Below are 20,636 nucleotides of genomic sequence, written 5' to 3'. Positions count from 1 at the left end.
CTCCGTGAGGCGCGGCCGTGACTGTGACGCACGCCGATGACACTGCCGCAGTTCATGTTCGAGGCTTGTCGAAGGTCTACGGGCGGCAGCACGCGGTGCGCGACCTCGACCTCGACATCGGCTACGGTGAGATCTTCTCGATCCTCGGCCCCAACGGTGCGGGCAAGTCGACGACCATCGAAATTCTGGAGGGCCACCGTAAGCGCGATGCCGGACAGGTGCGCGTCCTCGGGGAGGATCCGGGGACTGCTGGCCGGATTTGGCGCGCCAGGATCGGCATCGTGCTGCAGGAGACCAGTGACTTCGGGATGCTGACGGTGCTGGAGACCGTGCGCATGTTCGCCAAGTGCTACGGCAAGGCCCGGGCCGCCGAGGACCTGCTCGAACTCGTCGGTCTCGCATCGCGTTCCGGCTCGCGGATCAGGAATCTGTCCGGCGGACAACGCCGCAGGCTCGACGTCGCTCTCGGCATCATCGCGGCGCCCGAACTGCTGTTTCTCGATGAGCCGACCACCGGGTTCGATCCGGAGGCCAGGCGACAGTTCTGGGGCCTCATCAAGATGTTGGCCGCCGACGGCACCACGATCCTGCTGACCACGCACTACCTGGAGGAGGCCGCCGCCTTGGCGGACCGGGTCGCGGTCATGGCCGAGGGCAGGGTAGTCGCGGTGGATTCACCGGCCCGGCTGACCGCGCACGTGAACTCGGCCGCGACGGTTCGATGGGTGGAGGGTGATGAGGTCCACGAAGAGGTGACCGACCATCCGACCGAGTTGATCAGGCGACGCTCCAGCGAGGGCCGCGAACTGGCCGGGCTCACCGTGACCCGGCCATCGCTCGAAGACGCCTATCTACAGTTGATCGGGTTGGCGTGATGACGATCGAACGCGCAGAGACGGTGTCGGAGTCAAGACATCGCGCTGACCGCTCGGATCCGACGCTTCCCTCTGCGCTGCGCATCGGGGTGTCACGGATCGTCCCCGAGCTGAAGATGTTCTACCGCCGACCGGAGCAGATGGCGCTGACATTCTCGATGCCTGCGGTCATCTGCATCCTGTTGGGATCCATCTTCGCGGCCAGACTGCCGAACAGCGACATCAGTACCGGCGCGGTCATTGCCGGGAGCATGCTTGCCTATGGGATCCTCTCGACCTCCTTCATCAATCTCGGCATCAGCGTCGCGGCTGACCGTGAAACGGGTGCCCTGAGACGGCTTCGTGGCACGCCGGCGACGGCAACGTCGTATTTCATCGGAAAGGTCGCGCTTGTCGCCATCGCGAGCCTCGCCGAGGCGGTCATCCTCCTCGCTGTCGGCGTAGCGATCTTCGGACTCCGGTTACCGTCAGATCTCTACGGATGGTTCACGCTGACGTGGGTCTTCCTCCTCGGCATCGTCAGCTGCTCACTGCTGGGCCTGTTCGTCAGCAACCTCGCAAGCAACGCGGTCTCGGCTGCGGTGATCACCAACGGCCCGGCGGTCGGCTTGCAGTTCGTGTCGGGAACCTACGTCCCGGTCATGCTGCTGCCGACGTGGATGTTGGTAGTCGGCTCGATTTTTCCGGTCAAGTGGATGGCGCAGGGATTCCGGTCGGTCCTGTTGCCACCGGAGATGGTCATCTTCGAACCGGCAGGCACATGGGAGCACTGGCGAACGTTTCTCATGCTCGCAGCGTGGAGCATCGGCGGCCTGATCGCCTGTCTGTCCGTATTCCGTTGGTCGGATCGGAGTTGAGTTCGGTGCCGTCCCTCCTGTCGATCACCTCGCACTTCTTCTTGCAGATCGCGGTCATTCTGCTGACGTACCGCCTGCTCTGGCCGGTTTTCCGGCGGCTGGCCCAGGTGCAGGTGGTCGCCATCATGGTGGCTGGTTTCCTGCTCGGACCGTCAGTCTTGGGATGGCTGTGGCCCGCCGCGCAACAGTGGCTGTTCCCGACCAAGCTGACGATCGGGGCCGAGACATTCACTCATCCCAACCTCACCGCCATCTACGTCGTGGGCCAGCTGGGACTCGTGCTGTACATGTTCCTGGTCGGGGCCTCGTTCAAGCTGGACATCCTCGGCGCGCACCTGCGGCAGGCAGGCGCCACCTCGGCGGCCGGTATCGGTGTTCCGCTGATCCTTGGCGGTGTCGTCGGCTGGTGGATGGTCAGCGTGGGCGGCTACTTCACAGACCGGGTCGTGCACTGGCAGGGCGGCCTGTTCGTGGCCGCCGCCGTGGCCATCACCGCGTTTCCGATGTTGGCGTGGATCATCTACGACTCCGGACTGCTCGACACGCGGCTTGGCACCATGTCGTTGTCCTGCGCCGCGGTCGACGACGCGTGCTCATGGGTACTGCTCGCAACCGTGGTGGCGACGGCGAAAGGCAGTCTGCTCGGGGCGTTCCTGGCGATCGGGGGCGGGCTGGGCTATCTGCTGTTCATGGTGTACATCGGCCGTCCGCTGCTTGTCAGACTCGAGTCCTGGACGCCGCGCCGCGCCGATGTCGAGCGCACCGGCGGCGTCCCGATCGCGCATGTCAGCATCGTGCTGCTCGTCGTCCTGGCTGCGAGCTGGTTCACCGACGTGGTCGGAATCTATTCAGTGTTCGGCGCTTTCGTGGCTGGTGCCGCGATGCCGCGCGGTGCGCTGCTCGACGCGATCAGGGAGCGGTTCGAGCCGTTGACCGCCTACCTGTTGATACCGGCATTTTTCATCTACTCGGGGCTGAACACGCAGCTGACCTTGATCCTGGACGGACCCACACTCCTCATGGCCGCCGTCGTCCTTGTGGTGTCGTTCGCCGCGAAGTTCGGCGCGGTCGGACTTGCGGCGCGGTGGCAGGGCATGAGTTGGCACGAGGCCGGTTCGATGGGAGCACTCGCGAACGCTCGCGGGTTGATGGAACTGATCCTGCTGAACATCGGCTTCGAGGCGGCGCTGATCTCCGGCAAGCTCTACACCATCCTGGCGCTGATGACGATCATCACCACGTTGGTCGCCACTCCGCTGCAGCGTCTGTTCGAGCGCCGTCTGCGCAGGTCCGGATCGAGATTCGGCCGCGACGGGGAAGAACCTTCAGGCGACGTGCCGCGGGCTTCGTCGAAGTCGTCGCTCGACACCGCGCCGCGATCAGCGCCCTCGACCTTCACCGGGCGACCGACATAGCATCTACCGATGAAAGTCACGCAGCTGTGGCGCTTTCCGGTGAAGTCAATGGGCGGCACCGAGGTCGAGGCGGTCCGTATCGACCGACGCGGGGTGCACGCCGACCGGCTTTGGGCGGTACGGGATGTGGAGAAGGGTGCCACCGTCTCCGCCCGCAGAGTCCCAGCTCTCCTTGGCTGTTCGGCCCGCTACACCGATGAACCCGGCGACGACGCCGGACCGGGCAACGTGCCGCAGGTCGTCATCACCTTCCCGGACGGTCGCGAGCTTGCCTGCGACGACCCGGCAGTCAACGATGCGCTGACCGAGCTGGCGGGGCGCGAAACGCGGCTCGTTGCCCTTCCCCCGGCGGGCGACACCAGCCAGCACCGGATGTTGATGCAGGCGTCGGTGGCCAACTTCTCGGCTTCGCAGGTCCGCAAGGACCTCAATCTCGGCCAGTCCGACGACCTGCCGGACGCGACGATGTTCACCACGCGCCAGATCATCACACTGGCGCGCTACACGACTCCGCCGGGGACGTTCGTGGACCTCAGCCCGGTGCACCTGTTGAGCACCGCTAGCCTTCTCAGCCTGGCGGCCGACGGTACGCCGTATGACGTGCGTAGGTTCCGGCCCAATGTTCTGGTCGACGCCGGCAACGGCGATCCTTTTCCCGAATCTGCTTGGGTAGGAGGCGAAGTCGAACTCGGCGCGGTGACACTGCGAGTGACCAATCCGACGATCAGGTGCGTGGTGCCGACCCGCCCGCAACCCGGCATCGAACGGGACACGGGTATCTCCCGACTGCTGGCCGAGCGCACCGACCGCTTTCTCGGTGTGTACGCCGACGTCGCGACGGCCGGCGTCGTCCGGGTGGGTGACGAGGTTCGCGCGCACCCATCGTCGAGGCCCGGTGCTCTCAAGCGTGCGACGTCCGCGGCGAGCCGGGCGGCCACCAGGGGCGCTCAGAGACTCCTCGAGGCCACGGTGCTGAGGGAGAAGTCCTGAGCACGGTGCTAAGCGCTGTCGCGTGACGAGTTGTGGCTCTGATGCACCGGCGACTCCCAGGTGTAGGGCTCCTCGGGGTGACCTGATCCGCCGAGGATGAACGAGCGGTCGCCGCGATTGGCCCGCGCAATCGTCGCCATCCACGTACCCACCGTGCTGAAGCGGTTTCGCACGCCGGTGAGGAACGCGATGTGGATGAAGCCCCAGCCGAGCCATCCCAGGACACCCGTGAGCTTCACCGGCCCGGCCTGCAACAGGGCATGGCCCCGGCTGATGTAGGCCGCCGAACCGAGGTCGCGATAACGGAAATCCTTGCGACTGGTCCCCTTCAGGTCGCGCCGGATGCACGCCGCGACGTGCAGACCGCCCTGCATCGCGTTCTCGGCCACCCCCGGGAGCCCGTCGCGGCCGGCCAGATCGCCGATGACGAATACTTCGGCACGGCCCGGCACCGAGAGGTCGGCGTTCACGGAGATGCGCCCCGACCGGTCGGTCTCGGCGCCCAGCATCTTCGCCGCATGCCGCGCGAACGGGACCGCCTCGACACCGGCCGTCCACAGCACGGTGCGGGTGGCGTAGTCCTCGTCGGGGCCGCCGCCCTTTGGGCTCACCGTCACGCCGTCACGCCGGACGTCGGTGACGTGCACGCCGAAGTGCAGTTCGACGCCCAACTCCTCGAGTGTGCGCGTCGCGCGGTCCGCGAGCCCCGGGCCGAAACTCTTGAGCACGCGGTCTCCGCCGTCGAACAGCAGCACCCGCGCGTCCTCGGGTTCTATGCTGTGAAATTCGTTGGCCAGCGAACGGGTTTGCGAGTTCCCTTATCTGCCCGGCCAATTCGACACCCGTCGGACCGGCCCCCGTGACGGCGAAGGTGAGCCACTGGTCCCGCTCGGGACCGGGTGGCAACGTCTCGGCCATCTCGAAGGCGCCGAAGACCCGGCGCCGGATGCTGAGCGCGTCGTCGAGCGTCTTCATGCCGGGCGCCCACGCGGCGAACTCCTCGTTGCCGAAATACGACTGACGCATGCCCGCCGCGAGCACAAGATAGTCGTAGTCGAGGTAGTACTTCGAATCGTCAGGACGGCGCGCCGTGACACGTCGTGCGTCAGCGTCGAGCGAGATGGCCTCGCCGAGGATTGTCTTGACGTTGCCGTGGTTTTGGAGTTCTTCACGCAGTGACCTGCTGATCTGGCCGATGCTCAGGGTGCCCGTCGCGCATTGGTAGAGGAGTGGCTGGAATACGTGGCAGGCCGCGCGGTCGAGGAGCGTCACGTCCACGTCGACGCGTCCGAGGCGGCGGGCGCAGAACACCCCACCGAAACCACCGCCGATGATCAGGACCTTGGGGCGCGCTTCGCTCATGGTGATGCAACCGCCGTCATGACCAAGCCGTACCCGTTCGAAGGGCATTAACCACCTGGGTGCGAGGAGCAGCTTCAGCAGAAGCGGATGTTCAGTGTCGCCAGCCCGAAGATCTTCCTGCCGCCGGACTTCGCGCCGACGATCACGACACCGCTTCGGCTTTCGGGGTCCAGCGATTTGATTCGGCCACTGAACTCGATGTCGGACCCTTCGGCGGCCGACACGATGGCGGGCGCGGACAGGCGAATGGCATAGCGCGTCACCGCGCCGGGGTCGCCCGACCATGAGGAGGCGAAGCCCGCGCCGAGGCCCATGGTCAACATCCCGTGGGCGATCACATCGGGCAGACCGGCCAGCTTTGCGATGCCCTCATCCCAGTGGATCGGATTAGCGTCGCCCGCCACGCCCGCGTAGTTCACCAGATCGCCCCTGGACAGCCGGGCGTGGTGCACCGGCAGCTCGTCGCCGACCTTGACGTCGTCGAAGCTCGGGGTCCCCGGGGCGCGGGCGGTGTCGGTGGCGACGCGAACCTCGCCTTCGGGCCGCATCTCCTTCTCATAGGCGCCCCCGCCTTGACCGACGGCGAGGATGTTGACGTCATGCATCATCATCTTGTGCACGGCCGTCTTGATCGACGGGTCGACGTCCTCGGTGGTGAGGCCGACGACGGTGGTGTGCAGCGTGTGGACGAGTTCGCCGGACGCATCGGTGAACGTGTTGGTCACTGTGATGAGGTCTCTGCCTGCGATCCGGCGGACCGACGTCAGCTCCACGTCGATGCGCAGCTCGTCGCCCGCCACGATCGGCCGGTGTTGTTCGAAGACCTCCTCGGTCTGCATGTAGGTGTCGTAGCCGACGACGATCTCTTCGAACATCCGCCGATTGCAGGTCATGCCCGGGGTGGACGTGAAGGTCAGCGGCGCGGCCAGGTCTGAATAGCCCAACTCGGCCGCTGCCGCGGCCTTCCAGTGCGCCGGGTGGTAGTCCTGCACGGCGCGGGCGTATTCACGCACCTTCTCGCGGCCGACCAGGTAGGTGTCTTCCATCTGGTACCAGTGCCCGACGCGCGCTTCCAGCGGCGACGTTTCCGATGCTGCGGTCATCAATCTGCTCAACTCTTCCGTCGGCTTGTTCGCTGGGACCGACCGAAGCACAGTAACGCGTGGTCGCGGAAATCAACGAAGCGGTTGAACTGCGGGCCACAGCAGATCGAAGAGCCGCGATGTCCATTGCGCGGCCACGGTGCCGGTGCGGGCGTATTCGGCGATGTAGGCGCCCACAATCGCATCGATCAGCGTCGGCCCGTCGACGTCGTCACGTATCGACCCGTGTGCTTTACCGGCGTCGATCGCCGCAGTCAGGTGGCCACGCTGCTCGATCAGGATGCGGCGAAACAGCGCGCTGAACTCGGGGTCCTCGTCGCTCAACATTGCTGCGACTCCCCCTAGACCGACGCCGTCCTGCACGGTCTCGATCGCGCGGTCGATGATCCAGCGCAGCCGGCCGGGCGGATCGGTATGCGGATCGAGGGGTGCAGGCGTGGCAAGCGTCGAGAGGGTCGTCATGAGCAGCTCGCGCCGATCCCGATGTCTTCGATAGATCGTGGTCTTCGCAACGCCGGAGGCCGCCGCAACGGCTTCTACTGTCACAGACCGCGGCCCGCCGGTGCGCAGCAACCGCAGGGTCGAGGAGGTGATCCGCTCCTCGACACTTCCGTCCTGCGCCATCGCCGCCCCACGCCGGTCACCAGGAATAACTGTCGCGCCCGCAACGCTACACTGACCGTAGCGATACGCTACGCGTAGCGTATCAAAAGACTGGATCGTCGTGAATAGGCAAGAAGGGATTGTCGTGAAAAGACTTGGGCCGGCCACCACCTCATACATCGCGTACCTGTTACTGCTCGTCGCGTTCGTCCTGCTGGGCGTCTTCGTTGCGGCACTCGCCCACGGCAGCGCCATGGCTCCGCTCGCCGGCGTCGCTCTGCTGACCGTTCTCGGCGTCTCCATCGCCGGGTTCCGCGCGGGCTCCTCGAAGCTCGCGCGGGCAAGCGCGGCAGCCGAAGTGACCCACAAGGTGAGCTTCTGGGCCGAACCACTGCGCACCGACCAAGTCGACCGGTATCAGCTGAGATACCGCGGTACACCCGGCGAACCTGCGCAGCCGGCCTCGATGCCCCGCGCGGGTGGTGACCATGGCGCGGCGGCAGCGCGTCACGAGCTCGCAGATGCCGCCTGACGCAGGACCTCAGGTCCACGGCAGCTGCGGCGCGAGGACCGCCATTTCCTCTCTGCTCACCCAGGAAGGGTTGGCCTGTTGCGGCGAACGGAACACCTCCATCGACGCCAACCCGTCGATCGAAAGCAGCTGCGCAGCCGTCACGGGCGCGGGGAACAACGGAATGTGTACACGCACCTGCAGCGCGCCGTCTTCTTGGGTCACTTCGCCGGTCACCCGGCCCGCACCCCAGATTCCGCGCTGGGGATGGGTGGTGACCCAGAACAGCACACAGTGGCCTGGCCGGATGAGCCGGGAACGATAGTTGTCGGCGACGCACCAGATCGGCTTGGTCTCGCCGGCCGCGCGCATCTGGTCCACCGGTGTCTTGCGCGGGTTGCACTTGATGACCCACGCCCCCAGCGCTTCGGCGGTAACGCTGCGTATCGGCGCCACGAACAGTTTCCCTACCCTGGTGTGGTGTTGTTCTTGTTCTTCGGTCTGGCCACCAAGCAGAAGTTCCTCGGCGCGGGCGAGGTGCGGACGTGTCCGCGCTGCCACAACACCACGCAATGGACGCGGATGCGGGAGTTCAGGCAGTGCACGCTGTTCTTCATTCCGATCGCGCGGTGGAAGCGCAGGCAGTTCCAGGTCTGTGGCATCTGCGGTGCCGCCGTGGCCGAGTGAGCCTGCTACCGCCGCCGCTCGAGAACGCACTGTCGGCAAGCGGCGTCGCACGCGACATCAAGGAGTATCAGGGCGTTGGCCACAGCTTCATGAACGAGTGGAAGACGCCGTCTGCGTTTCACATCGTCGAACGCATTGCAGGCGTTCATCATCGACGCCTCAGGCCGAGGACGCGTGGCGCCGGATCGTGGCGTTCTTCGACGCGCACCTGCGGTGAGCAGCGCGACCCCCTGCCGTCATGCGCGGGCACCGGTCCGTCGCCGGTCCGCGATGGCGAGCATGCCAAGGGCGGCGGTGGTGACGACCGTCGCCCACCCACCGCGACGCGCCGAGGTCAGTGCCGCCGCAACTGCGACCGGCGCCGCCAACGCCACCGGATCACGGCGTCGCTGGGCGACACGCGTGAGAGCCATGGGGGTACCCGAGACGAGGTTGGCCGCGATGACCGCGGCGTCAGGGAGTCCGGGACGGCCATGGCCGGTGGCGCGGACGACGGACAGGAGTCCCCACAGCCCGAGCGTGATGTCGTGCATCCACTCGAGCCCGCCTCGACGGTCCACCACATCGCCGGTCTGCGGCCCCATCGCCGCGGTCGGTCCGACAACTCCTTCGGCCAAGCCGTCGATGAGCTCGCGCGCACTGTCGGTCGATGACCACGAGGGTTTCCAATCGAGCTCACGACGTGCCTTCGAGGTGTCCATCAACGGGCTGTTGGTGGCAACCAGATACCAACCGCCGGTGACCGCAATGACACGAAAACGACTGAGAAAGCCAACCATCCAGCGCATCAGGCGCGCGTTGACGGCAATCGGACGAGCTTTGATCAATCCCGCAAGCGCCGTGCTGTCCAGGACGTCGGCCGCCACGTTGAACGAACCTCTGGCGCGGCGTTCCAGCATCCGGTGCACGGCGTCACCGACGTCGTCGGCGTGGACGAACTGCAGCGCAAGGCCTTTCGGCAGCGGAAGGACGGGAAGTCGCCCCCGCCTGAGCAGATCGAATGCTGCCCGTGGCACCAGCGGACCGACGTAAAGCGACCGGATCTCCGAAGCCGCCTCGCGCTGGACCACGACCGTCGGCCGGAAGCGTGCGACGGTCACTTCGGGATTGCGGTCTTCAAAGTCATCGAGAAGGTGTTCCGCCATGACCTTGTGTCGGCTGTAGGTCGATCGCGGCTGGCCGGCCGTCGACCACTCCTCCCGCACGGGTCCCGACGGGTGCGGCGCATACACCCCCAGGCTGGAGGCGTAGATCAACTGGGGCACGCCAGCCGCGGTCATCGCATCGAGCACCGCCCTGGTGCCCAGCACATTGGCCCGGAAGAGGTAGTCGCGGTCGGTCACGGGCCGAATGGCCAGAGCGAGATGTATCACCACGTCGGCGCCTTGCATCGCGGGCGCCAACTCGGCGGCGGCTGTCGGCGAGGACAGGTCGACGGCATGCCAACGCACCCGTTCGTACACCCCGACGGGCCCGGGAGGCCGCCGGCAGACACCGACGACCTCCGCATCGGGCTCCTTCGCGGTCAAGGCGCGGAGGACACCTGCGCCCACATTGCCCGAGGCGCCCGTCACAACAATGCGCATACCCGGGCCGTCAGGCATCAGGGCGTGAGACGTCCCCGCGCCAGCCGCCGGTCTCGGCCGGTCTGCTCTCGATGAACTCCTTGAACCGCTTCAGATCTCCGCTCACCCGGCTCTTCAGAATGCCCAGCTTGTCGCCGACGTTCTCCACGAAGCCTTCGGGGTCGACGTCCATCTGAGCGGTGACCCGGGTGGTGTCGTCATCGAGCCGGTGAAAGGTCACCACGCCCGCGTGGTCGGGGCCGCTGTCGGACTTCCACGCCACCCGCTCCTCGGGATGCTGCTCGGTGACGGTGGCGTCGAACTCGCGGGTGACCGGACCGACCTTGACGACCCAGTGCAGATGGGTGTCGTCCTTCTGGTCGATGCGCTCGACGCCCTCCATGAATTGCGGGAAGGACTCGAATTGCGTCCACTGGTTGTAAACCATGCCGATCGGGCGGTTCACGTCGACTGACTCGGTCGTCGTGCTCATCGCAATCTCCTCTCGTTGTCCGGTGGCTACGCATTACCCGCCACATCGCCGACCATGCCGCCGTAAACATGACGGTTGCGGCACCGGATTCCACGAGCGGTATGCACTCGCCCGCACCCATTGCGCACAATGATGAGGTGACGGGTGATCACGGAGGTGAGACGGCTGACGAGTCCTTCCCCGGATAGGGCGACACTGGAGGGTGCGCTCGACGTCGCCGCCCGCGCGCCATCGTTGCGGAACCTTCAGCCCTGGCGATGGCACGTCGATGACGCCGGAGTGCACCTCTACGCCGATTGGCGTCGCCGAGCAGGTGACGGCCCGGCCGACCGTCGCGACGTTCTCCTGAGCTGCGGCGCGGTGCTCGACCATTGCGCGATGGCGCTCGCGGTCGCCGGTTGGACTCCGCGCGTTCGCCGAGTTGGGCGCCCTGACCGTGACGGCCCGCTGGCGATCCTTGAGGTGGTCGATCAGCCGCCCGGCGAATTCCACGTGGAACTGGCAGCGGCGATACCTCTGCGTCGGGCGGACCGGCGGGCCTATACAGCGTCACGGCTGACGCCGGGCACGCTGGAGTTGCTGCACATCCGGGCGGCACGGCTGGGAGTGGAACTGTCTGTCGTGCCGCGCCTACGCTGGAGCAGGCTCCGCGACGGTGGTGTCGCGTTGCGGTATGGCGAGGCGTCGGCTGTGCGTTCCGATGCGTCGGCCGACGACGCCGTGCTGCTGGTGCTCGCAACGAACCGCGACGATGACCTCGCGCGGCTGCAGGCCGGTGAAGCCCTCAGCCGGGTGGTCCTGTCCGCCGCTGCGCTTGGGCTCGCGACGTGTCCGTTGACCGAGCCGCTGAACGACGTGCGGAGTCGTCTCGCGCTCGCATGCGAGGTGTTCGACGGCGAAGCTCACACCCAGGCATTGATCCGTCTCGGCGCGCCCGCAGCGGATGCCGACCCGCCGCCGCTGTTGCCGAGACGGACGGTGAGCGAAACGACAACGTGGAGTTCGAGGTTCGGCGGCGGTTGACCGTCGCTCGCCGGCGCGGATCCTCGACGGGTTACCGCAGTCGTCATGCGGGTACGTCAGACCAATGACATCACCGGAGCCGTCCAATGAGACCGACGAAGTGTTGACCACCCCGGCCACGCCGGGAGCCGAGGCGCTACCGACCACCGAGGACGACGAAGGCGACGACACTCGGTCGTCGTGAGTGGGATACGCCGCGGACGCGGCGAGTCGCCGCCTCAGCCGGTGCGCAGCTGAGCCGGGAACGGCCCGGCCAACCGGGACGGCCGGCAGAAAATCGCCACGACCAAGCACAGCCCCGCCGCGACTGCGAAGGCCGCCTGCACGTTGACCACATCCGCGGTGCCGCCGAGCAGTGCGGCGGCAATCGGCCGCGAACCGACGAACCCGACGAGCCACAACGCCATGATTCGGCCGCGTAATATCTCCGGCGCGCGTTCCTGGACCACCGTCGCCAGCCCCGTCATCGCCCACCCGAAACCGAGGCCGGCCAGGGCGAACCCCGCTATCGCCACCGTGGGGACCGTGCCGAGCGCCAGTACTCCGCTGCCGGCGGTCAGGCCCGCCAGGCCGATCGACGACACCTTGGGCGAAGCCAACCGGCCCCTCATCAGCGCCAGGGTGACCATCCCGACCGCAGCGCCGATTCCGAACGTCGCCGACAAGGTGCCGACCATCCGGGTGCCGCCGCCGAGCTGGTCGGCTAGCGAGGGCGTCAGCGTGATCGACGGGTCGGATGCGATGCCGACCGTGGCCACCGCGATAAGCGCGAGCAGCAGCGGGCGGTCCTGCAAGACGTATCTGACGGCGGTGCGCACGCGGTAATCGGTGCCCGCGTGACGCTCCGGCGGCGCCGGAAAGCGCACCGCGACGAGGAAGACGGCGAACACGAGATGCAGGCCCGCGCTGACGGCGAAACCGGCTTCCGGGCCAAGGTGTGCCGCCAGGTACGCGCCGGACGCGGGACCGACGATGCGGCCGATGGTCATCGGCATGCTGTTGAGCGCCATCGCGGTCGAAAGCTCGCCCTCGCGAATGAGATTCGGGACGATCGACTGCATTGCCGGTCCACCGACGACGAAACCGAACCCGACGAGCAACGACCCGATGAGCACCGGCACCGCGGCGGACATGCCGTGCAGTCCCGAGTCGCCGAACAGCCAGACCGCAGTGAAACCGGAGCCCGCCACGCACAGCACCCTGCCCAGCAGGATCTGTCGCGAGGGGTCGCCGGTGTCGGCCCACTTACCGCTCGTCGGGGTGAGGATCAGCTGAGGACCGAACTGGGCGACACCGACCAGGCCGACCATCAGAGCCGATCCCGTCGCGTCGTACATCACGATCGCGGCGACGATGCCGTGCGTCCACACGGCGACGACAGCGAACATCTTGCCCCAGAACAGCGCGCCGAAAACGGGGTCGAACATCAACCCCAGCGCGCTTCGCGGGCGAACAGCGGCGGTGGTCTGCGCGGTCATCCGACTGCCACGGAGCGGCTCGCGGTGACAGAAGGCATGTCTCTATACATAGCACTTCGATGTTTCCTGCCTTGGCCTCAGTCCGTGCGCTGGCGACGTGCGCCCGTTTCGGGAGGGCGCGCCGGGGCAACACTGACCGCATGAACAGGGCTGTTCGTGCCGTCGCCGCGGCGGCCGCCTCGACGCTGGGTGCCGTTGCCGTGCGCGACGTGCTGCAGCGCAGACATGCATTGCTGCGTAACTATCCGCTGATCGGCCACGCGCGATATCTGATCGAGGCTGTCGGACCGGAACTGCGGCAGTACATCGTGGCAGCCAACAACGAAGAGCGTCCCTTCACCCGCGACCAGCGTCGGTGGGTGTACGCGTCGTCGAAGAACGAGAACAACTACTTCGGTTTCGGCACCGACAACGACATCGAGTACACGGCCGGTTATCCGGTGATCAAGCACAGGACGTTCGCCCATGCCACGCCTGCGTCCGCGCCGAAGGCCTCGCACGGAGTGGTGCTCCCGTGCGCCAAGGTGATCGGCGCGGCACGGGACAGAACCGGCGCGTTCCGGCCGTCCTCCGTGGTGAACATCTCCGCGATGAGCTTCGGGTCGTTGTCGGCCAACGCCGTCGAAGCCCTCAACCGTGGTGCGGCGCTCGCCGACTGTCTGCACAACACCGGAGAAGGAGGCATCTCCCGCCATCATCGGCACGGCGGCGAACTGATCTTCCAGATCGGCACCGCGTATTTCGGCTGCCGCGACGCCGACGGTCGTTTCGACCTCGAGAGACTCAAGGCGGCGGTGGCAGGGGCTCCCGTGCGCGCCCTGGAGATCAAATTGAGCCAAGGCGCGAAGCCGGGTCTCGGCGGTCTGCTGCCCGCCGCGAAGGTTTCCGCCGCGATCGCCGAGGCCCGCGGCGTACCGGAGGGGCACGACTGCGTCAGCCCGTCGCGGCATGCCGAGTTCTCCGACGCCGACAGTCTTCTCGACTGGGTCGAGTTGCTCGCCGCGGAGACCGGTCTTCCTGTGGGAATCAAGTCCGCGGTCGGCGACGACGACTTCTGGTACGACCTGACGGATCTCATGCGGTCGACGGGCCGAGGCGTCGACTTCGTCACGATCGACGGCGGCGAGGGCGGCACCGGCGCGGCGCCGCTGATCTTCACGGACACGGTGTCGCTGCCCTTCCAGGTCGGTTTCGCCCGGGTGTACCGGATCTTCGCCGAGCAGGGACTGGCAGAGCGGGTCGCCTTCATCGGCGGCGGCAAGCTCGGACTGCCCGACAACGCGGTTGTGGCCTTCGCGCTGGGCTGCGACATGGTCAACGTCGCCAGAGAGGCGATGTTGGCGATCGGCTGTATTCAGGCGCAGAAGTGTCACACCGACACCTGTCCCACGGGCGTCGCCACCCAGAACGCGTGGCTGGCCCGCGGCCTGGTGCCGGAGGTGAAGGCGGAGCGGGTCGCGAACTACATCAAGGCGCTGCGCCGCGATCTGGTCAAAGTCGCCGAGACATGTGGCGTCGAGCATCCCGGGCTGATCGACTCAGAGGCGGTCGACATCCTGACCGGCCGCACGGGATCCACACCGCTGCACGAGGTCTACGACTACAAGCCGGGCATGGGAATGCCGTCGGCCGCTGACCGCGAGGAGATCATCCGGCTGATGACGATCGTTGACACGCAGGGTGGTTCTGCGCCGTCGTCGTCGTCCGCGGTCGGCTGAGGCACTGAAGGCTGAGGAGCACTGAAGACCGGCATCAGCGCCCGCGGCTTCGGTAACGCTCCATCTTGTGCCGGGCACCGCACACGTTCATCGCGCACCATGTGCCGCTGCGGCTGCGGCTCGTGTCGAAGAACACCCAGCCGCACTCTGGGTTGACGCACGCCTTCAATCGGCGAAGCTGGTCGGGATCCGCTGAGGCGATCGCCGCCATCACATCGGCGATGATGCGGTCTGCACCCCTGGCGTCCTCGGGCGGCACCACGATCGGCATGCCTGACGCATCGAGGTCGACGCTCAGGCGCACGGCTGCGCCGGCCGCCCGGATCCGCTCACGGATTTTCTGGTCGGGCGTCCGGCCTGCGGCATGAGACAACAACAACTCACGAACCGCCTCCCGCACATCGATGAGCGACGACAACATGGCGTCGTCGCGGTCGCGCGGCGCACTGTGGCCGTCCCTGGCGCCGATGAGGGCCAGGCACCGCCGCGCCGTCGCTTCGTCGCTCAGCAGGTCGTATCCAGCGAGCAGATTGCGCGTGTTGAGGAGTAATTGCACATGGTGCAGGGGCGTTGGCGCGGGTTTCAGCGACAGCGCCTTGTCGAGGAGCTCTTCGACGGCTGAGGCGTCGCTTGCACGTTCCGGCGTTCTCATCGCCTTTCAGTATCGACCGTCAGCATGTTACCGTCAAACATATTATGACGGTAACAACGCCACGTGACTCGGCGGCGCTGCCCATGGCGATGGCGGGATGTGCGGCGGTCGCCGTCGGCTTCGGATTCGCGCGATACGGCTTCGGATTGTTCGTGTCCGCCTTCCGGGCCGAGTTCGGATTGACCACCGCCACGATCGGGGCGATCAGCAGCGCCGCTTCGGTCATGTACCTCGTGTCGTTGCTCAGCTGCGGCGCGCTGACCGCGCGCTACGGCCCCCGGCTGCCGGTGCTGTTGGCCAATCTCGCGGCCGTCACCGGACTCGCCCTGATCGCGTGCGCAGGCAGTACCCCGACGCTGATGGCCGGTGTGGTGATCGCGGCGGCCAGTTCGGGAATGGTGTGGGGTCCGTTCGCCGATGCCGTGACGACGGGTGTGGCGTCGCGCCTGCGGGATCCGGCGCTGTCGGTCATCAGTAGCGGCACCACGTTCGGCCTGATCATCGCCGGCGGGCTGGCGCTCTGGGCAGCGGACCGGCCCGGCGGAAACTGGCGAGCGATCTGGCTGGTCCTCACCGCGGCTGCGGCGGCGGTGACCCTGCTGGCGTACCGCGCAATGGCGAGCGGCAGGCCAACGGGCCCGGCCGCCGAGCAGACGCGGGCACGCTTCCGGCCGACGGCCGACGCGCTGCCGGTATGCCTCATGAGCGCGCTCTACGGAGCGGCGGGCGCAGTCTTCTTCACCTTCGCGGTGGACATGGTCCGCAGCGAGGGCCTTGGCGCCCGCTGGAGCGCGCTGATGTGGCTGATCGTCGGCATCGGCGGCGTCAGCGGCCTCGCAAGCGGCGCTGCGGTGGCGCGCTGGGGTCTTGCCCAGTCGTTGCAAGCTGCCGTGGCGGTGTTGGCCGCCTCGATCGCGGGGTTGGCGGTATCGCCGTCGAACGCCGCCGTGGCCGCCGTGGCCGCGCTGACGTTCGGCTTCGCGTACATGCCGTTCGCCGCGCTGCTGGCGATCTGGAACCAACGGCTACATCCACGCCATCCGACCAGCGGCCTGGTCCTCACCCTCAGCTGCCTCGGCGTCGGCGGGGTGGCCGGGCCCGCCGTGATGGGCGTCATCGCCGCCGCCTCCGACTTGCGTATCGCGTTCGCGCTCACCGGCACGATCCTGGTGGCGGGCGGCCTGCCCCTGTGCCGGCGCCTCAGGAGCGACGAAGTGTCAGCAGCGTGATCTCACTGGGCGCGAACACCCGGAACGGCGGACCCCAGAAGCCCGTTCCTCGGCTCGTGTACAGCGCGGTCCGGTCGCCGTGGCGGCTCAGTCCGTGCACCACCGGCTGCTCCAGCCGAACCAGGAAGTTGAACGGCCAGATCTGGCCGCCGTGGGTGTGGCCGGAGATCTGCAGTTGGACACCCGCGCGCGCTGCGTGCACCACCTGCTTCGGTTGATGTGCGAGCAGGACCACGGGTAGACCGGGATCGGCACCTGCGAGTGCTGCGGCCAGATCCGCGCCGTGCCCCGGCAGACCGGAGCCGCGTGCCGTGGCGTCGTCCACGCCGGCAATGACGAGCCGTTCGCCGTCGCGCTCGACGACGACGTGCCGGTTGTGCAGCGCCGTCCAGCCGATGCTCTCCATGTAGTCCAGCCAGCCCTGCGCCTCGCTGAAGTATTCGTGGTTGCCGGTGACGTAGACCCTGGCCGACGTCGCCTTCACCGATGCGAGCGGTCGGGCCTGCTGCTCACGGATGCCGACGGTGCCGTCGGCGATGTCGCCGACATGGCACACGATGTCGGCGCTGAGTTCGTTGACCCTCGCCACCACGCCCGCTGACCACTGTGAGCGGTCGATCGGTCCGTAATGCGTGTCGGTGATCACCGCGACCCGTGTGCCGTCGAGCCCCGGCCCGAGTCCGTCGATGTCGACGTCGAGGGCTTTGACGCGCGGGACCCGCATCGCCTCGAGGTGACCCCAGGCGAGAAGCACCGCGACGACAACCACCACCGAGGCCGCGACGACTCGCGACAACAGCGGGTCGTCGACACCGGCCAGCGCCAGCATCGACTCCACGACCAGGCCGAGCACCGACCAGACGAACAGCACCCAGGCCGCCCCGAGCAACGCGTCTGCGGCCACGGCCGCTCGGTCACGGTGCCTGCGGCCGTGACCGAGCATCATCAGCACCGGCAGGGCAACGAACGCCGCGGCGAACACGGCGGCCCCCGCTGCGACGACGGCGGTCGGCCACCGGGTGCCGGGTCCGAACAGCGTCCAGGCCGGCACGCCGAACAACAGGAGGAGGATGGCGAGCACCACGGCCAGCCGTCGCCACCTCCGCGGAGACCGCGCAGGCGATTCGGTCGACTCGACTACTTCGGCAGGGGTGTCTGTCACCTCAACGACGCTACCGACGCGACGGACCCCTCCACCTAGTCGTCGTCCGCGTCGGGCATTCCCTCGGGCGGCGGTGTGGAGTACGCAGGGCTTGCCGGTGGCACCGTCTCAGCGCCTTCCTGCTGTTCGTCGGGCACATCCCGACCGGGCGCGGTCACTGCACCGGACTACCCGCAGCGGCCGCCGCGAATCATCGAGGCGGCGCGGGGGGAATAGCGCCATGTGAGCGAGCGTTGCCAGCGCACATGCAGATCGGGATCTCGACGTTCGTCAACGACGACACAATCGACACGGTCTCCTTGGCGCGCGCCGTCGAGGAGCGCGGGTTCGAAGCGCTGTCGATCGCCGAGCACACGCACATCCCCGCCAGCCGCGAGTCGGCGTATCCGATGGGCGGCGAGTTGCCGTCCATCTACTACCGGACGTTGGACCCGTTCGTGACGCTGGCCGCCGCCGCGGCGGTGACGTCGAAGATCGGTTGGTCACCGGAATCGCTCTGCTCATCCAGCGTGATCCGATCATCACGGCGAAAGAGGCCGCAAGCATCGACCTGATCTCCAACGGTCGCTTCGTATTCGGCGTCGGGGCGGGGTGGAACATCGAGGAATTGCGCCACCACGGCACCGATCCCAAGACGAGGGGCGCCCTGCTCGACGAACGGATCGAGGCCATCAAGGCGCTGTGGACCAACGAACCCGCCGAGTACCACGGCGCCTATGTCGAGTTCGGCTCGTCCTATCTGCGTCCGAAGCCGGTTCGCAAGCCGCACCCGCCGATATTCATCGGCGGCGACTCCAACGCCACCGTCAAGCGGGTGGTCCGCCACGGCGCCGGCTGGATCTCCAACCCGCTTCCGGTCGAACGGCTGACCCAGCGCATCAACGAGATGCGCGACGGCGCAGGCCATGATGTTCCGCTCGCGCAATTCGGCACACCCGTCGATCCCGGCTACTGGGGCGCCACCGAGGAACTGGGCTTCGGCCAGCTTGCGCTGCTGCTGCCGACCAAGCCGCGTGACGAGTCGCTGCGTCTGCTCGACGAGTACGCCGAGCAGGTGGCGAAGTACCGCGGATGAGCGCTTAGGGTCCGATGTGCGGCCGGCCGGTTTGATCAAGCGTTGACCGGGCAAGCGGGGTGCATGGCTCAGCCGCCAATGATCGGCTGGCGGTGCGGATGGCCGAGCTGGCCCGCGCCGTCGTGGCACCACGCTCCGCGGAGACCGTTCTCGAAGCGGTGAGCAAGGCCGCGGTGGAGCTGATCCCAGGGATACTCCCTTTCAAGATGGGTCGGACGTTCGAATCGCATGCCGGTACCGACGAGGTGCCGCATGAACTCGACGAACTGCAGCACGCGCTGCAAGAAGGGCCGTGCATCGATGCGGCGCTCCACGACGATGTCGTACGCACCGAGGACTTTCGACAAGAGAGTCGATGGCCCGCCTACTCCGCCGCTGCCCGCAAGCTCGGTGTCCTCAGCGGGCTCTCTTTCCGGCTGTACACACACGAGCGGACGGCGGGGGCGCTCACCTATCAACTACCAGCCGACGGAACGGGATGCCGAACGACAGACGACCGGAGCGGTGCTCGCCGCCCACGCCGTCGCGGCGATCACGTCCAACCTCGAGAGCGAGCAGCTTCGCTCAGCGGTGGCGAGCAGGGATCGCATCGGTCAGGCCAAGGGAATCCTCATGGAGTGCTTCGACATCCACGACGTTGCTGCGTTCGACATGCTGCGGCGGCTCTCGCAGGAAAAAGAACACTCCACTGGTCGACATCGCGCACGAGGTCATCGCGACCCGCGGCGATTCTTGAGCCGGCTCTCACGGCGCTGCGGGCCCGCCCTCGTCTATTGGGTCGACCCGATGGAAGTCGTCACTGTAGGGAGCACGCGGCGGCGCCATCTCGTCGAGTCGCTCGTTGATTGCCTGCGCGAGAATGTCGTGCTGCAGCGGAGGCAGTGCGATCGCTCCGTTGAGATACGCGTCCAGCTCGAAGTGACCCGCGTTTCCGCCGAGGCTGAAGTAGCGCATCCACAGTTCGTCGAGCGTCAGGTCGGCCGCCTCGAACGCCTGGTTGAAGCGCTGACGCAGGTCGCCGGGGGTCGTCATCGGCGGTCAGCCGTCCGCCGGAGAAGCGACGATGCTTGCCGCAACATCGTGCAGGAGCCGCCTGCTGCGGTAAGACTCGGCCGCCAGCTCGCGAAAGGCTTGATCGGGTCCCACCTTTCGGCGTTCCATCACGATGCCGCGCGCCATCGCGATCAATTCGCGGGCGCGCAGTGTCTCCTTGAGCCGATCGCTGAGGTGTTCTGCGGCGCGGACCGTCTGGACATTGGCGACGAATATCGCCGCCTGCGCGGCAAAGCGCCGCAGCAGGTCTTCATCACGATCGTCGAACGCCTCGACGGCGGTCGAATAGACCTTGATGGCACCGAGCGCGTCTTCGCCGTGGATCAACGGTGCGCTGATGAAGGAACGCAGGCCCATCTCCTGGGCTCGCGGCCGCCACGACGGCCACCGCTGATCACCGGAGCCGGAAGAGCGGATCACAGTGAGATCGCGCCACGCGGTCAGGCACGGCCCTTCGTCCAGGTGGTACTGAAGGTCGTCGAGTTGTTCCACCAGACGATCCGTTGCCGCGGACGTGATCCGCTGCCCGGAGGAATCGAGCAGGCTGACACCCGATCCGGTGCTGCCGGCGATTGTGTCCGAGGCGAGCGACGTCACCGTCGAAAGGGCGGTCGCGACTGTCGCCTCGCTGAGCAACATTCCCGAGATGCGGGCGAACGCACCTGCCAACTCCTCGGCCGGGCCCCGGTCCGTCGTCACCAGACGTCACCTCCTCGCAATGCATACACGGTCTACTCGGCGGACGACGGTGGACTACCACACCGGCCGACGCGCAAACGTAGCCC

General features: G+C 67.2%; 20 protein-coding genes and 3 pseudogenes. 11 read left to right on the top strand and 12 right to left on the bottom strand.

Features of this window, described 5'->3' with window-relative positions; translation table 11 throughout:
* The first annotated feature begins 17 nt into the window (after nt 1-17).
* Genes C6A82_RS26605 through C6A82_RS26590 form a run of 4 tightly spaced genes read left to right on the top strand, consistent with a single transcriptional unit; the run spans nt 18 to nt 4,137 of the window.
* A complete protein-coding gene (locus C6A82_RS26605) occupies nt 18-875 on the top strand; it encodes an ABC transporter ATP-binding protein (protein ID WP_233216789.1) in 858 nt (285 codons plus the stop codon).
* On the top strand, nt 875-1,732 hold the full coding sequence (locus C6A82_RS26600) for an ABC transporter permease (RefSeq protein WP_105342718.1): 858 nt from the start codon (nt 875-877) through the stop codon (nt 1,730-1,732). Before C6A82_RS26605 ends, C6A82_RS26600 begins: the two co-directional genes overlap by 1 nt.
* Nucleotides 1,733-1,737: 5 nt before the next feature.
* Nucleotides 1,738-3,147 carry a cation:proton antiporter gene (locus C6A82_RS26595; protein ID WP_233216788.1) on the top strand — a complete coding sequence of 470 codons (1,410 nt, stop codon included), beginning with the start codon at nt 1,738-1,740 and terminating at the stop codon, nt 3,145-3,147.
* Between the two features lie 9 nt (nt 3,148-3,156).
* Nucleotides 3,157-4,137 (top strand): MOSC domain-containing protein, encoded by a 981-nt coding sequence (locus C6A82_RS26590; RefSeq protein ID WP_105342717.1) that lies wholly within the window; start codon nt 3,157-3,159, stop codon nt 4,135-4,137.
* Between the two features lie 8 nt (nt 4,138-4,145).
* Here C6A82_RS26590 and C6A82_RS26585 read toward each other — a convergent pair.
* The 3 genes and pseudogenes from C6A82_RS26585 to C6A82_RS26575 all read right to left on the bottom strand — a co-directional run bounded on the left by C6A82_RS26585 (nt 4,146) and on the right by C6A82_RS26575 (nt 7,226).
* Nucleotides 4,146-5,499, bottom strand: a pseudogene (locus tag C6A82_RS26585) (NAD(P)/FAD-dependent oxidoreductase).
* Between the two features lie 74 nt (nt 5,500-5,573).
* Nucleotides 5,574-6,602, bottom strand: coding sequence for a fused (3R)-hydroxyacyl-ACP dehydratase subunits HadA/HadB (locus C6A82_RS26580; RefSeq protein ID WP_105342111.1), 1,029 nt, complete (start codon nt 6,600-6,602; stop codon nt 5,574-5,576).
* Between the two features lie 72 nt (nt 6,603-6,674).
* Nucleotides 6,675-7,226, bottom strand: a complete 552-nt coding sequence (locus C6A82_RS26575) for a TetR/AcrR family transcriptional regulator (protein ID WP_105342101.1) — start codon at nt 7,224-7,226, stop codon at nt 6,675-6,677.
* Nucleotides 7,227-7,350: 124 nt separating this feature from the next.
* Between C6A82_RS26575 and C6A82_RS26570 the strand changes: the two genes are divergently transcribed.
* Nucleotides 7,351-7,737 (top strand): hypothetical protein, encoded by a 387-nt coding sequence (locus tag C6A82_RS26570; protein WP_105342103.1) that lies wholly within the window; start codon nt 7,351-7,353, stop codon nt 7,735-7,737.
* Nucleotides 7,738-7,746: 9 nt separating this feature from the next.
* Here C6A82_RS26570 and C6A82_RS26565 read toward each other — a convergent pair whose 3' ends face one another.
* Nucleotides 7,747-8,172, bottom strand: a complete 426-nt coding sequence (locus C6A82_RS26565) for an EVE domain-containing protein (RefSeq protein ID WP_105342105.1) — start codon at nt 8,170-8,172, stop codon at nt 7,747-7,749.
* 27 nt (nt 8,173-8,199) lie between these two features.
* Between C6A82_RS26565 and C6A82_RS26560 the strand changes: the two genes are divergently transcribed.
* Nucleotides 8,200-8,403 (top strand): zinc-ribbon domain-containing protein, encoded by a 204-nt coding sequence (locus C6A82_RS26560; RefSeq protein WP_105342112.1) that lies wholly within the window; start codon nt 8,200-8,202, stop codon nt 8,401-8,403.
* Between the two features lie 236 nt (nt 8,404-8,639).
* On the opposite strand, the gene C6A82_RS26555 is transcribed toward C6A82_RS26560, so the two are convergent.
* Together C6A82_RS26555 and C6A82_RS26550 are read right to left on the bottom strand one after the other, a co-directional pair.
* Nucleotides 8,640-9,989, bottom strand: coding sequence for an NAD-dependent epimerase/dehydratase family protein (locus tag C6A82_RS26555; protein ID WP_105342114.1), 1,350 nt, complete (start codon nt 9,987-9,989; stop codon nt 8,640-8,642).
* 10 nt (nt 9,990-9,999) lie between these two features.
* A complete protein-coding gene (locus C6A82_RS26550) occupies nt 10,000-10,461 on the bottom strand; it encodes an SRPBCC family protein (RefSeq protein WP_105342107.1) in 462 nt (153 codons plus the stop codon).
* 144 nt (nt 10,462-10,605) lie between these two features.
* On the opposite strand from C6A82_RS26550, the gene C6A82_RS26545 reads away from it, so the two are divergent.
* Nucleotides 10,606-11,484, top strand: coding sequence for a nitroreductase (locus C6A82_RS26545; RefSeq protein WP_311101560.1), 879 nt, complete (start codon nt 10,606-10,608; stop codon nt 11,482-11,484).
* Between the two features lie 218 nt (nt 11,485-11,702).
* Here the strand turns inward: C6A82_RS26545 and C6A82_RS26540 are convergent, their stop codons facing one another.
* Nucleotides 11,703-12,962, bottom strand: a complete 1,260-nt coding sequence (locus C6A82_RS26540) for an MFS transporter (RefSeq protein ID WP_105341274.1) — start codon at nt 12,960-12,962, stop codon at nt 11,703-11,705.
* A gap of 140 nt (nt 12,963-13,102) precedes the next feature.
* On the opposite strand from C6A82_RS26540, the gene C6A82_RS26535 reads away from it, so the two are divergent.
* The gene (locus tag C6A82_RS26535) at nt 13,103-14,680 is read left to right on the top strand and encodes an FMN-binding glutamate synthase family protein (RefSeq protein ID WP_311101559.1); all 1,578 of its coding nucleotides are present in this window, start codon (nt 13,103-13,105) and stop codon (nt 14,678-14,680) included.
* Between the two features lie 34 nt (nt 14,681-14,714).
* On the opposite strand, the gene C6A82_RS26530 is transcribed toward C6A82_RS26535, so the two are convergent.
* Complete coding sequence (locus C6A82_RS26530; RefSeq protein WP_105346926.1) at nt 14,715-15,332, bottom strand: CGNR zinc finger domain-containing protein; 618 nt, start codon at nt 15,330-15,332, stop codon at nt 14,715-14,717.
* A 44-nt stretch (nt 15,333-15,376) separates the two neighbouring features.
* Here C6A82_RS26530 and C6A82_RS26525 point away from each other — a divergent pair, with 44 nt between their 5' ends.
* The gene (locus C6A82_RS26525) at nt 15,377-16,561 is read left to right on the top strand and encodes an MFS transporter (protein ID WP_105346927.1); all 1,185 of its coding nucleotides are present in this window, start codon (nt 15,377-15,379) and stop codon (nt 16,559-16,561) included.
* Here C6A82_RS26525 and C6A82_RS26520 read toward each other — a convergent pair.
* Both C6A82_RS26520 and C6A82_RS26515 read right to left on the bottom strand, forming a co-directional pair.
* Nucleotides 16,533-17,723 carry a metallophosphoesterase gene (locus C6A82_RS26520; RefSeq protein WP_105346928.1) on the bottom strand — a complete coding sequence of 397 codons (1,191 nt, stop codon included), beginning with the start codon at nt 17,721-17,723 and terminating at the stop codon, nt 16,533-16,535. The two genes, C6A82_RS26525 and C6A82_RS26520, sit on opposite strands and share 29 nt — an antisense overlap.
* 35 nt (nt 17,724-17,758) lie before the next feature.
* Nucleotides 17,759-17,881 carry a hypothetical protein gene (locus tag C6A82_RS26515; RefSeq protein WP_255419254.1) on the bottom strand — a complete coding sequence of 41 codons (123 nt, stop codon included), beginning with the start codon at nt 17,879-17,881 and terminating at the stop codon, nt 17,759-17,761.
* 87 nt (nt 17,882-17,968) lie between these two features.
* On the opposite strand from C6A82_RS26515, the pseudogene C6A82_RS26510 reads away from it, so the two are divergent.
* Both C6A82_RS26510 and C6A82_RS26505 read left to right on the top strand, forming a co-directional pair.
* Nucleotides 17,969-18,798 (top strand): annotated as a pseudogene (locus C6A82_RS26510) (LLM class F420-dependent oxidoreductase).
* 98 nt (nt 18,799-18,896) lie between these two features.
* A pseudogene (locus C6A82_RS26505) lies at nt 18,897-19,534 on the top strand (ANTAR domain-containing protein).
* Between the two features lie 8 nt (nt 19,535-19,542).
* Here the strand turns inward: C6A82_RS26505 and C6A82_RS26500 are convergent.
* Together C6A82_RS26500 and C6A82_RS26495 are read right to left on the bottom strand one after the other, a co-directional pair.
* Nucleotides 19,543-19,830, bottom strand: a complete 288-nt coding sequence (locus C6A82_RS26500; protein ID WP_105346929.1) for a hypothetical protein — start codon at nt 19,828-19,830, stop codon at nt 19,543-19,545.
* A 6-nt stretch (nt 19,831-19,836) separates the two neighbouring features.
* Nucleotides 19,837-20,550 carry a GAF and ANTAR domain-containing protein gene (locus tag C6A82_RS26495; protein ID WP_105346930.1) on the bottom strand — a complete coding sequence of 238 codons (714 nt, stop codon included), beginning with the start codon at nt 20,548-20,550 and terminating at the stop codon, nt 19,837-19,839.
* Nucleotides 20,551-20,636 lie beyond the last annotated feature (86 nt).

This window comes from Mycobacterium sp. ITM-2016-00318 (assembly GCF_002968285.2).
Lineage (GTDB): Bacteria > Actinomycetota > Actinomycetes > Mycobacteriales > Mycobacteriaceae > Mycobacterium.
The sequence above is the reverse complement of the archived record's forward strand: the minus strand, read 5'-3'. Positions and strand labels throughout refer to the sequence as shown.